9 protein-coding genes and 1 pseudogene are annotated in these 11,811 nt (G+C 63.8%); 3 read left to right on the plus strand and 7 right to left on the minus strand.

All coding sequences use genetic code 11. From position 1 onward, the window contains the following. Positions 1–443 (plus strand): annotated as a pseudogene (locus MKI88_RS20655) (TonB-dependent receptor); the annotation flags it as partial. Between the two features lie 79 nt (positions 444–522). On the opposite strand, the gene clpB reads toward MKI88_RS20655, so the two are convergent. Beyond that, positions 523–3,102 (minus strand): ATP-dependent chaperone ClpB, encoded by a 2,580-nt coding sequence (gene clpB, locus MKI88_RS20660; protein WP_241633441.1) that lies wholly within the window; start codon positions 3,100–3,102, stop codon positions 523–525. A 296-nt stretch (positions 3,103–3,398) separates the two neighbouring features. Continuing rightward, positions 3,399–5,033 carry a M28 family metallopeptidase gene (locus MKI88_RS20665; RefSeq protein ID WP_241633442.1) on the minus strand — a complete coding sequence of 545 codons (1,635 nt, stop codon included), beginning with the start codon at positions 5,031–5,033 and terminating at the stop codon, positions 3,399–3,401. Between the two features lie 222 nt (positions 5,034–5,255). On the opposite strand from MKI88_RS20665, the gene MKI88_RS20670 reads away from it, so the two are divergent. Then, positions 5,256–8,150: a pitrilysin family protein gene (locus MKI88_RS20670; protein WP_241633444.1), complete on the plus strand. Its 2,895-nt coding sequence runs from the start codon at positions 5,256–5,258 to the stop codon at positions 8,148–8,150. Positions 8,151–8,177: 27 nt separating this feature from the next. Continuing rightward, on the plus strand, positions 8,178–8,480 hold the full coding sequence (locus MKI88_RS20675) for a hypothetical protein (protein WP_241633446.1): 303 nt from the start codon (positions 8,178–8,180) through the stop codon (positions 8,478–8,480). A gap of 57 nt (positions 8,481–8,537) precedes the next feature. Here MKI88_RS20675 and MKI88_RS20680 read toward each other — a convergent pair whose 3' ends face one another. The 5 genes from MKI88_RS20680 to MKI88_RS20700 all read right to left on the minus strand — a co-directional run. After that, the gene (locus tag MKI88_RS20680) at positions 8,538–9,362 is read right to left on the minus strand and encodes a MipA/OmpV family protein (RefSeq protein ID WP_241633448.1); all 825 of its coding nucleotides are present in this window, start codon (positions 9,360–9,362) and stop codon (positions 8,538–8,540) included. Positions 9,363–9,432: 70 nt separating this feature from the next. Further along, complete coding sequence (locus MKI88_RS20685; RefSeq protein WP_241633449.1) at positions 9,433–9,828, minus strand: DUF2141 domain-containing protein; 396 nt, start codon at positions 9,826–9,828, stop codon at positions 9,433–9,435. Continuing rightward, positions 9,788–10,573, minus strand: a complete 786-nt coding sequence (locus MKI88_RS20690; RefSeq protein WP_407073395.1) for a sterol desaturase family protein — start codon at positions 10,571–10,573, stop codon at positions 9,788–9,790. Before MKI88_RS20690 ends, MKI88_RS20685 begins: the two co-directional genes overlap by 41 nt. Next, entirely contained in the window at positions 10,570–11,145 is a 576-nt protein-coding gene (locus MKI88_RS20695; RefSeq protein ID WP_241633450.1) for a TetR/AcrR family transcriptional regulator, read from the minus strand. Before MKI88_RS20695 ends, MKI88_RS20690 begins: the two co-directional genes overlap by 4 nt. Before the next feature lie 77 nt (positions 11,146–11,222). Further along, on the minus strand, positions 11,223–11,811 hold a 589-nt coding region (locus MKI88_RS20700; RefSeq protein WP_241633451.1), incomplete at its 5' end, for a DUF808 family protein.

Below are 11,811 nucleotides of genomic sequence, written 5' to 3' on the forward strand. Positions count from 1 at the left end.
TCATCGACTTCAAGCAGCAGGCCAACCCCTCGGCTCCGGTCGAGGAGTTCGCAGGCGAAGTCGGTTATGCGAAGCACCGCGCCAATGTCCGCGCCACCTATGGCATGGACGGCTTCTCGCTGAGCTGGACCGTCAACTATATCGGCAAGTCGGTCGGCGATAAGGACTTCATCGGCGACGACACCGTCTATGGCGACACGCTGACGCTCGACGAGATGAACCGCGTCGGGGACCGCTTCTACCACGATGCGCAACTCCGCTACGACATCGGCGAGGACAAGCAGTATTCGGTGATGTTCGGCGTCGACAACCTGTTCGACTCCAAGCCGCCCTTCCTGCCCGGCACGCCCTTCTCGGAGTCGCCGACGGGCACCGAGACCGCGGCTGACGTCTATGATCCGTACGGCCGTCGCTTCTATGTGGGAGCGCAGGTCAAGTTCTGAGGCCTTCCCTTACGGCCAAGGAACGAAGGGGCAGAGCTTCGGCTCTGCCCCTTTTCTATTGGGTATCGCCGGATCGCGCTCAGGCGGTGGTCAGCACCAGCGCGCCGTCGCCCTCGTCGACCTTGACCGTCGATCCGTCGGGTACTTCGCCCCTGAGGATCATATCGGCGAGTGGATCCTGAAGATATTTCTGGATCGCGCGCTTGAGCGGCCTCGCACCATAGACCGGGTCGTAGCCGACACGGCCGAGCCAGGCGCGTGCAGCATCGGTCAGGTCGAGCGTGACCTTGCGGTCCTTGAGCAGCTTCTGGACGCGCGACACCTGGATGTCGACGATCGGGCCCATATGCTGTTGGCCGAGCCGGTGGAACAGGATGATCTCGTCGAGCCGGTTGAGGAATTCGGGGCGGAAATGCCCGCGCACGATCTCCATCACCTGCGGCTCCACGTCCGCCACGGACTGATCGTCGGTCATCCCCGCGAGATACTGGCTGCCGAGGTTCGAGGTCAGGATGATCAGCGTGTTCGAGAAATCGACCGTGCGCCCCTGCCCGTCGGTCAGGCGGCCGTCGTCGAGCACCTGGAGCAGGACGTTGAAGACGTCCGAATGCGCCTTTTCGACCTCGTCGAACAGCACGACCTGATAGGGGCGCCGGCGAACCGCCTCGGTCAGCACGCCGCCCTCCTCATAGCCGACATAGCCCGGAGGCGCGCCGATCAGGCGGGCCACCGAATGCTTCTCCATGAACTCGGACATGTCGATACGGACCATCGCATTGTCGTCGTCAAACAGGAATCCCGCGAGCGCCTTGGTCAGTTCGGTCTTGCCGACGCCGGTGGGGCCAAGGAACAGGAACGAGCCGAGCGGGCGGTTGGGATCCTGAAGCCCAGCGCGCGAACGACGGACCGCCTTTGAGACCGCGTGGACCGCGGCTTCCTGCCCGATGACGCGCTTGCCGATCATCTGCTCCATCTGGAGGAGCTTCTCGCGCTCGCCCTCGAGCATCTTGTCGACGGGGATGCCCGTCCAGCGGCTGACGACCGCGGCGATGTCCTCGCTCGTCACTTCCTCACGCAACATAGCGCCCGCTGCCGCATTCTCGGCGTCGGCGAGCTGCTTTTCGAGCTGCGGGATGACGCCATAGGAAAGCTCGCCCGCCTTGGCGAGGTCGCCCGAACGCTGCGCCTGCTCAAGCTGGAGCCGCGCGGCGTCGAGCTGTTCCTTGATCTTTGCTTCGCCCGCGATCTTGTCCTTTTCGGCCTGCCAGCGTTGCGTAAGCTCGGCCGACTGCTGCTCGAAATTGGCAAGATCCTCCTCGAGCGCGCCGAGGCGGTCCTTCGACGCCTGGTCGGTCTCCTTCTTCAGCGCCTCGCGTTCGATCTTGAGCTGGATGATCCTCCGGTCGAGATTCTCGATCTCCTCGGGCTTGGACTCCACCTCCATGCGCAGACGCGACGCCGCCTCGTCCATGAGGTCGATCGCCTTGTCGGGCAGGAAGCGGTCGGTGATATAGCGGTTGGAGAGCGTTGCCGCCGAGACGAGCGCGCTGTCGGTGATCCGCACGCCATGGTGCAGTTCGTACTTCTCCTTGAGACCGCGGAGGATCGAGATCGTGTCCTCCACCGTAGGCTCTCCCACGAAGACCGGCTGGAAACGCCGTTGGAGCGCAGGATCCTTCTCGACATATTTCTGATATTCGTCGAGCGTCGTCGCGCCGATGCAGTGGAGCTCGCCGCGCGCCAATGCGGGTTTGAGCAGGTTGGACGCATCCATCGCGCCCTCGCTCTTGCCCGCGCCGATCAGCGTGTGCATCTCGTCGATGAACAGGATGATGTCGCCCTCGGCACCGCGCACCTCGTCGAGCACGCCCTTGAGGCGTTCCTCGAACTCGCCGCGATATTTGGCGCCCGCGATCAGACTGCCCATGTCGAGCGCCATCAGCGTGCGGTCCTTTAAGGAGTCGGGCACGTCGCCATTGGCGATGCGCAGCGCGAGCCCCTCGGCGATCGCGGTCTTGCCGACGCCGGGCTCGCCGATCAGCACGGGATTGTTCTTGGTGCGGCGCGCGAGGATCTGGATGGTGCGGCGGATTTCCTCGTCGCGACCGATGACGGGATCGAGCTTTCCATCCTTCGCGGCCTGGGTCAGATCGCGCGCGAACTTCTTGAGCGCGTCATAGCGATCCTCGGCCGAAGCGGTGTCGGCGGTCTTGCCCTTGCGAAGCTCGTTGATCGCAGCGTTGAGCGCATCGGCCTTCATGCCCGCGGCGGCGAGCGCCTTGCCCGCATTGGTGGTCGTGGCGAGCACGAGCGCAAGCAGCATGCGCTCGACCGTGACATAGCTGTCGCCGGCCTTGGTCGCGATCTGCTCGGCGGAATCGAGCACGCGCACCAGATCATTATCGAGGCCGGGCGTCTGCTGCGCGCCGGTGCCTGAGACGGCGGGAATTTTCGCGAGCGCCTTGTCGGTCTCGGCGGTGGCGGTCTGCGGAGCGCCGCCCGCTGCGCGGATCAGACCAGCGGCCATGCCCTGCTCGTCCTCGAGCAGCGCCTTCAAAAGATGCTCCGGGCTGATCCGCTGATGGTTCATGCGGATTGCGACGGTCTGCGCGGACTGGAGAAAACCCTTGGCGCGGTCGGTGAATTTCTCGAGGTTCATCAAGCTCCCCTGTTTCGGTTCGCTGTCGATATGGTGTTGCCATAATGCAACACAAGAGGGTGGGCCATCCTTCGTGTGGCCCCAAGGTCAGTATAGTCAGCCCTGGGCGAAAAATCCCGTCGATTAATACGACACATCTGAGTGACTGGTTCGATCAAAGCTGCGTGATCCTGCCATCGATTTCCATCTCGTTGCGAGACCGGTACGATGTCAAGAAACGGAGCTTTAGGACAGAGTTTTCGGGAGCGGCGCAGAAATGCTCCCCGAGCGCGGCCCCGGGGAGCATCACGTTCGGTTCAGTCGCCCGAACGCTGCGCCTTGTCCTGTGTCGCGGCGAAGGTCTTGCCGAAGAAGCTGTCGGCGTACCAGCGCGGAGCTGTGGGGGCGTCGGCGATCCCCCTTGCGATGAGATAGTTGATCTTTGCAAACTTGGCGCTGGCGTCCCAGTCGAAGGGCAGGTCGATCTGGTCGCTGACGCGGTGATAATGCGCCGAAAGATAGCTCTGGAACGCCTTTTCCCCGCCATTGGCGAAGCCTGTCATCAGGAAGATCGAGGGGATCCCCTGCTGGACGAACCGGTAATGGTCCGATCGTGTGAACAGCCCTTCCTGCGGCAGCGGATCGGGCGAGAGCTTCACCCCCGCGCTCGCCGCCGCCTTTTCAGTGATGGGGCCGAGTGTCGAATGCTCCGCGCCAAAGGCGATCACATCGGTGAAGTCGTAAAGCAGGATCGGCATGTCGAGATTGACGACCCCGACGAGCTTGCCGTCCCTGGTGACGGGGTGGCGCGCGAGATAGTCGGAGCCGAGCAGGCCATCCTCCTCGGCGGTCACCGCGGCGAATACCACCGAGCGCCTGGGCTTGTCGGGCGCGGTCGCCATTGCGCGCGCGACCTCGATCATCGTCGCGATGCCCGCGGCATTGTCCATTGCACCATTGTAGACCTTGTCAGCGTCGGTCGCATCCGTCTTCACGCCTTCATGGTCGAGATGCGCCATGAGCAACACATATTCGCCTGCGAGCGCAGGATCGGATCCGGGAAGGACCGCGACGACATTGGGGCTGTTATAGCGGCGCTGCTCGACCTCGCGTACCATCCTGACCGACGGCTTGAGCGCGAAGCCCCTGGGCTTGCCGCCCTTCTTGTCCGCTTGGCCGAGGATCGCTGAAAGCGATTTAGGAGCCCCCTTGAACAGCACCTCGGCAGCAGGTGTGTTGAGCGTTGCGCCGAAGCGGATTTCGGGTGTTTCGCTATGGGGTTTGCCCGAGGCGTCGGCCCAGGCGATGTCGGGTTCACCGGCGAACTGAACGGTGCGCGCCCAGGGGCGCAGCTTCTGGCGCTCAAGCGTCTGGATCGTGATGACGCCGATTGCGCCGCGCGCCGCGGCCATCCGCGTCTTTTCGGCGCCGAGATGCGCGCCGATCTCGCTCGGCGTGCCCTTTGGCGCGCCGCTGAGCACCGCGACGATCTTCCCCTTAACGTCGAGCCCGGCATAGTCGTCGAAGCCCAGTTCGGGCTTGTCGAGGCCGAAGCCGACGAACACGACCTGACCGTCGACGGCCTCGCGTGCCTCGGTCGTCTTGGCGCCGATGATGACCTCGCCACCATTGGCGAAGCGGGTGCCGCCAATGGTGAGCGCCGCGCTATCCGTGGATTTCAGCTTCATTTCGACAAAGGGCACTTGCTGGTACCAGCTGCCATCCGATGCGGGTTTGAGCCCGAGCGCTTCGAAGCGCGTCGCGACATAGTGCGCGGCGATGTCATAGCCGCGCGTGCCTGCATCGCGGCCTTCGAGCAGATCGTCGGCAAGAAACTCGACATGCGCGCGGACCGCTTCGGGCTTGAACTCGATCTGATTGCCCGCTTGCGCGATCGCAGAGGTGGATGCCGATGCCAGCGTCAGTGCGGCCGCGATTATCCGAAGGTTCATCTTGTCTCCTGGAGCCTGCCATATGGAATGTGGCGGAGAGGTATCCCATCTGCCGCGGTCAGGAAAGGTGCAGATGAAACCAATCGGGCGTTGATGCCCGGCCGGCGCGCACGCAGGCCGCATCGCCGTTGGTGGGCTCCCATCAGCGCTTTGCAGAAGGGCGACTTGTCAGTGGGATGGCGGCTGCTATTGTCCCGGCACGTTTCGAAAAAGGATGTATTGATGCGTCTTAAGCTCGTCGGTCTATTTGCCGGATCCCTGATGGCCTTGTCGCCGCTTGCCGTGCACGCGGGTGCCGCCGAACAGGCTCCGGTCCCCGTCAGCACGCTCGTCAAGAAGGTCGAGATACCGTATCAGGAGTTCACGCTCGCCAATGGCCTGCGCGTTTTCGTCCACACCGATCGCAAGGCGCCGATCGTCGCGGTTTCGGTCTGGTATGATGTCGGCTCCAAACACGAGCCCAAGGGCAAGACCGGCTTTGCGCATCTTTTCGAGCATCTGATGTTCAACGGGTCGGAGAATGCGCCGGGCGATTTCTTCGAGCCGCTGCAGCAGGTAGGCGCCACCGATTTCAACGGCACCACGTGGTTCGATCGCACCAACTATTTCGAGACCGTGCCCGCCGCGGCGCTCGAACGCGCGCTGTTCCTCGAATCCGATCGCATGGGGCATCTGCTCGGCGCGGTGACGCAGGAGAAGCTCACCAACCAGATCGGCGTCGTGCAGAACGAGAAGCGCCAGGGCGACAACCAGCCCTATGGCCTGGTCGAATATGCGCAGATCGCGGCGATGCTGCCCGCCGATCATCCCTATGGCCATTCGACGATCGGATCGATGGCGGACCTCGACGCGGCAAGCCTTGAGGACGTCAAGAACTGGTTCCGTCAGCATTACGGCCCCAACAACGCGATCCTCGTGCTCGCGGGCGACATCGACGTCGCGGCCGCGAAGCCGATGGTCGAGAAATATTTCGGCGACATTGCGCGCGGTCCGCAACAGGCGAGGATCGCGGCGCCGATCCCGACGCTGAGCGCCCGCAAGGACGAGGTGATGAAGGATCGCGTCGCGACGACGCGCATCTATCGCGACTGGATCGTGCCCGGGCTCAATGATCCCGATGCGGTGCCGCTTTCGGTAGGGGCCAATGTACTCGGCGGGCTCGCCAGCTCGCGGCTCGACAATATCCTGGTGCGCGACGAGAAGGTTGCGGTGCGCGTTTCAGCCGATCTCCAGCAGTTCGCGCAACTGAGTATGTTCGAGGTGCAGGTCGACGTAAAGCCGGGCGTCGATGCGGCAGCGGTCGCCAAGCGGCTCGATGCGATCCTTGCCGACTATTTCAGGAACGGGCCGACGGCCGAGGAGGTCAAGCGCGTCGCGACCAAGACCGTGGCGAGCCGCATCTCGGGGCTTGAATCGGTCGGGGGCTTTGGCGGCAAGGCCGTCGCGCTGGCCGAAGGCGAACTCTATTCGGACGACCCTGAATTCTACAAGAAGCAGCTTGGCCAATATGCCGCAGTGTCGCCGGCGCAGGTGACTGCGGCGATGCAGAAATGGCTGAGCCGCCCGGTCTATGCGCTGAGCGTCGTGCCCGGCGAGCGTGAAGCCTATGAGGAGGCCAAGGCCTCGAGCGGAAGCTTTGCGCCATCCTATTACAAGGCGCCTGCCAAGGGCGACAGGCCGATGGCGGCGCCTTCGAAGATCGCTGCCGCTGACAAGCAGGATGGGACGGGGGCCTCGGGCCCGCTTACTGCGGTCGACCGGTCCAGGCTGCCCGATGTCGGCCCGATCGCCGATCTCGACTTTCCGACGGTGACGCGCGCGAAGCTCTCCAACGGGATCGAGGTGGTCTATGCGCACCGCGACGCGGTGCCGATCACGCAGGTGTCGATGAGCTTCGATGCGGGCAATGCCGCCGACCCCAGGACCAAGCTCGGCACCCAGTCGCTGATGCTCGCATTGCTCGATGAGGGCACAAAGACGCGCAACTCGGTGCAGATTGCGGAGCGGCAGGAAATCCTCGGCGCGTCAATCAGCAACTACGCGTCGATGGACCGGACGATGGTCAACCTGTTCGCGCTGTCGGACAATCTGGCACCGTCGCTCGACCTGTTCGGCGATATCGTGAAGAACCCCGCCTTCGATCCGGCCGAGGTCGAGCGTCTGCGCGGCCAGCAGCTCGCGCGCATCGCGAGCGAGATGACGCAGCCCCAGGCCATCGCGCTCAGGACGCTGCCGCCGCTGCTGTTTGGCACGCAATATCCCTATGGCGTGCCCTTCACGGGCACGGGCGATCCCAAGGCGGTGGAAAAGGTCACGCGCGACGACCTGATGGCTTTCCATCACGCGTGGTTCCGGCCCGAAAAGGCGACGATCTTCGTGGTCAGCGATCAGGCGCTCGACAGGATCACGCCGCTGCTCGAGGCGCAGTTCGGCAAATGGGCCGCAACGGGGCAGGCGGGCGCGAAGAACTTCAGCGCGGCGATCCCGGCGCCCAAGCCGCGCATCGTTCTCGTCGACCGCAAGGATTCGCCGCAGTCGCTGATCCTGGGCGGGCTCGTCATGCCCGTGAAGGGGACCGAGGAGATCACCAACCTGCTTTCCGCCAACGACGTGCTTGGCGGTAACTTCCTCTCGCGGATCAACATGGACCTGCGCGAGACCAAGGGCTGGTCCTATGGCGTGCGCGCGCAGGTCAACCGCGTCGTCGAGCAGGTTCCCTATATGGTGTTCGCGCCGGTCCAGGCCGACAAGACCGGCCCCTCGATCGCCGCACTCCAGCAGCAGATCCGGGACTTCCTTGGCACCAAGGGAGTCAACGCCGAGGAACTCGAGCGCACCAAGAATGGCAGCATCCGCGAGCTCCCCGGCAGCTACGAGACCGCAGCGGACGTACTGGGCGGAATGCAGCGCAATGCGCTCTACAAGCGATCGGATGATTATTATGACACGCTTGCCGCGCGCTATCGTGCCATGACTGCGGCCGATCTCGACAAGGCCGCGCGTGGTGCGATCAAGGCGGATCAGATGCTATGGGTTGTCGTGGGCGACGCCGCCAAGGTGCGGAGCCAACTCGACGGGCTGGGACTTCCGGTAGAGGTCGTCCCCGCGGCACAGTGATTGTTTTGAACCAAGGGAGGATGTGACATGGCCAATGTGGACGGCGCCTGGGATTGCGTGATCAAATCGCCGCTGGGGGACCAGAAGGCGGTACTCACCGTCAACAGCAGCGGTGGCAGCTTCACCGGAACGATGACCGGCGCCATGGGGTCGATGGACATCGAGGACGGCAAGATCGATGGCGACACGATTTCGTGGAAGATGAACATCAAGGTGCCGATGCCGATGACGCTCGATTGCACCGCCAAGGTCGATGGCGACAGCATCACGGGCAGCGCGGGCGCCGGCGCGTTCGGCAGCTTCCCGCTGACGGGCTCGCGCCAGGCCTAGTCCCGCAAATCGGGAGGGTTTGGGGGGTGTCGTCGGCCGCGACGATGCCCCTTTTCCTTAGAAGGTGTAACCAATCCCCAGCGCGCCGAACCATTGATCGTCGTCGCCTGCTTCGCTGACGACCGGGCTGCGCTTGAAATCGCCCAGCATTTTGGTCCAGCCGCCGACCGCAAAGAGCGACCAGCCCTTGCGCAAATCGCCCTCGAGCGATTGTGCGCCGAGCAGGTTCAGCGAGACGCTTTTGAAGCCGCCATCGGCCTCGAAGGGCGAAAGGCCGCTTGCCGCGGATCCCGCGGGGCTGACGCTGTAATAATAGTCGGCAAAGCCATCGCCGACATAGTCCGCCGAAGCGCCGATCCCGACATAGGTCTGTTTGCTGAGCGGCGTGCCATATTCGATTGCGGGGGTGATGACGTAGCTCTTGTGTCCGCTTGCGACATCGGCGGTGTAGCTGACGCGAAAGGACAGATTGTCATAGGCGCTGGTGATCACACCCGTCTTGGCGATGCCGGCATAGGCGCCCAGCTCGAAGGCGGGGTCGAGCTTGCCGAGCGCGCGGACCTGCGCATCCTTGATGTTTGTCACCCGATTGAGCCGTGCGCCCACCACCGGCCCGAAGGATAGATCGAGCGTCTCCTCAGCCGGTTCCCGCACCAGATCGGTGTAGAACTGGAGACCGCGCATGAAGAAATTATAGCCTGAAACCTTGCCGCGCACCTGCGCTGCGGGGATGACCTCATAATCGTCCGACCCCTCATAGCTGGGGGCATAGGCAATGCCGCCCCCTAGCGTGACGGTGTCATCTTCGCGCGCCAGCGCTGGAGAGGTGATGCCCAGGGTAATCATGCCCGCGGCACGCAAGAGCGATGGTCGAACTGTCATCCGGTATCCTTTCAGGGCCTACCCATCAGAAACGTGGCCCAACGTCAAATAGTTGCGCCAACGTGATCGCTCACAGGAAATAGCGCAGCCGGACAGTCTGTTTCACAGGGGTTGCCGCGATGGCAAAGCGCGCCGCCTTGAAGCTGGGCGGGCCGAACGTGATCACCGGATTGCGTGAAAAACCGAATCCTTCGCGCGGGATACCGGCAAAGGTGTCGAGCCTGGCATTGGCGTTCTCGTCATGGATCACCGAAACCGCATAGTCTCCGGCAGGCAACGCGTCGAAGCGCGTATTGTGCTGCTCCGCGCCGAGCGTCCGGGTAATCGCGCTGGGGTCCGCCTTGCAGTCGGGGAAGCCCTTGGGGCTGGTTGTGAGACAGATCCGGATCAGGCCCGTGGCCGACCGCAATCCCGCGAAATCGAGTTCAAGCGATCCCGGCGCTGCCGCGCCCAGCGTCGCCAGCATCAGCGTCGCGCCCGCGATCCGGAAGATCGAAGTGACCGAGCCCGTTGTCGGTGCCACATAGCCGGTCCCAGATGCGGAAATAGAGTCCATAGTTGCACCTGTACTCCTGATGGTGCCGCTGATGATGGCTCGCGGTGATCAGCCAGCCCCCCAAAGGCCCCGCGTGGATGAAACGCGGAAAGATTTCCCACCCCATGTGATTGGTCACACCCATAACCGTCATGACCGTCAGCACAAGCGCAAGCGCGCCGATATGCATGGGAAGCACGAAGACGAGCGCGGGGATCACGACCGCCCCGGTCAGGGCCTCTATGGGGTGAAAGCTCATCGCGGCCCAGGCGGTCGGGGGGCGGCTCGCGTGGTGCACGGCGTGCGCGATGCGGAACAGGCGGGGACGGTGCATCCAGCGATGCGTCCAGTAGAACCAGGTGTCGTGCACCGCGAGGCAGATCAGCACCGACAGCGGCCAGTACCACAAAGGCCAGTCGGCAAGATCCGAATAGATCCGTGTCCATCCGCGGTTCTGCCAGCCCCAGGCGACGATGCCCGCGGGAACGCCGTAGATGGCGGCGCTGGCGAGCGACCAAGCGATTTCGCGGCGCATCTGCGTGTCGAGTCCCACATAGAGGCCGGGATGTCGCAGTCGTGTGGCGATCGCAAAGCCGCCGCTCGTGATCAGATAGCGCAGACCGACGATCAGCGTCATCGCGAATGCCGAAAACGCGATGGCGCCCGCCACGCTCATCGCGGCACGATCAGTTCGATCGTCTGTGCCGCGATCGTCTCGAGCGTTGCGCGCGGTTGCCCTGCGCGCGCGCGGACGCTGAGGGAGTGGATCACTGCGCCGACAATCTGCGCGCGGCCATCTGCATCGGCAATGCCGTGGTGGGCGAACCAGCCGGCGATCCGCGTGTCGATCATCGTAAGCAAGGCATCGAGCGCAGACCGGATATCCGCGTCCCTCGCCGCTTCGGCCGTGGCGGTGCTGACGCCCAGGCAACCGCGCGCGCCCGACAGATAGCTCGCGATCGACCAGGCGAAGAGCGCGGTGACCGTGTCGCGCAAGCCAAGGCCTTCGCCCTCAAGCAGGTCGAAGCCCTGCGCTATACTTTCGCGATGTCGTTCGAGCGCGGCCAGATACATCGCCTTCTTGTCGCCATAGGCGGCATAAAGGCTCGGGCGGTTGAGGCCGGTCGCCTCCGCAATCTCGTCGAGCGACGTCGCGGAAAAGCCGCCGTCGCGAAAGCGATCGGCAACGATGCCGAGAACCTGTTGCGCATCGAAGCTGCGGGGGCGTCCGCGGGCGGGCTTGATCAAATCGGCTACCGTTTCGGAAAGGCAATCGTCCTGACGCAGTTTTCTGCGAAACGATACAGAATTCAAGGCGCGCGCGATCAATGTTTCACCCGATGCATGACGGCGGTGATGACCGCACCGATCGCAAGGCCGACGATGCCAGCGCCGATCGCGCCAACGATCCATTCGACCGCGCCGCCCGCAAAAGGCACCGCATGGCCTGCGGTCTCAGCGGTGTGATGGATGAAATGGGGGACGGCCGTGAGCCCGTAGTGCTCGATGCCATGCACGATGATCCCGCCGCCGACCCAGATCATAGCGGCGGTGCCGATCGTGGCGAGCGCCGAGAGTAGCCAGGGCATCGCCTTGACCAGCGCGCGGCCGAGGCCGCTGAGCGCTGCCGAGCGCTTTTCCGCGAGATGGAGACCCATATCGTCCATCTTCACGATCAGCGCGACGACGCCATAGACGCCCAGCGTTACGAGTATGCCGACCACGGCAAGAACGGTGCCCTGCGTCCAGATCGGGCGATCCGCGACATCGGCCAGCGCGATCGCCATGATCTCGGCCGAGAGGATGAAGTCGGTGCGGATCGCCCCGCTGACCTTTTGCTGCTCGAGATGCGCAGGATCATCGCTTTCCTCGACACCTTCATCCGCATCATGCTCGCCCTCGCCAAAGAGCGAT

It is taken from the genome of Sphingomonas sp. LaA6.9 (assembly GCF_022601895.1).
GTDB lineage: Bacteria > Pseudomonadota > Alphaproteobacteria > Sphingomonadales > Sphingomonadaceae > Sphingobium_A.

What these genes read in the sequence shown, in the direction of transcription:
- clpB (WP_241633441.1), bottom strand. Translation starts at nt 3,102, where the DNA reads ATGAACCTCGAGAAATTCACCGACCGCGCCAAGGGTTTTCTCCAGTCC.
- MKI88_RS20665 (WP_241633442.1), bottom strand. Translation starts at nt 5,033, where the DNA reads ATGAACCTTCGGATAATCGCGGCCGCACTGACGCTGGCATCGGCATCC.
- MKI88_RS20670 (WP_241633444.1), top strand. Translation starts at nt 5,256, where the DNA reads ATGCGTCTTAAGCTCGTCGGTCTATTTGCCGGATCCCTGATGGCCTTG.
- MKI88_RS20675 (WP_241633446.1), top strand. Translation starts at nt 8,178, where the DNA reads ATGGCCAATGTGGACGGCGCCTGGGATTGCGTGATCAAATCGCCGCTG.
- MKI88_RS20680 (WP_241633448.1), bottom strand. Translation starts at nt 9,362, where the DNA reads ATGACAGTTCGACCATCGCTCTTGCGTGCCGCGGGCATGATTACCCTG.
- MKI88_RS20685 (WP_241633449.1), bottom strand. Translation starts at nt 9,828, where the DNA reads ATGCTGGCGACGCTGGGCGCGGCAGCGCCGGGATCGCTTGAACTCGAT.
- MKI88_RS20690 (WP_407073395.1), bottom strand. Translation starts at nt 10,573, where the DNA reads ATGAGCGTGGCGGGCGCCATCGCGTTTTCGGCATTCGCGATGACGCTG.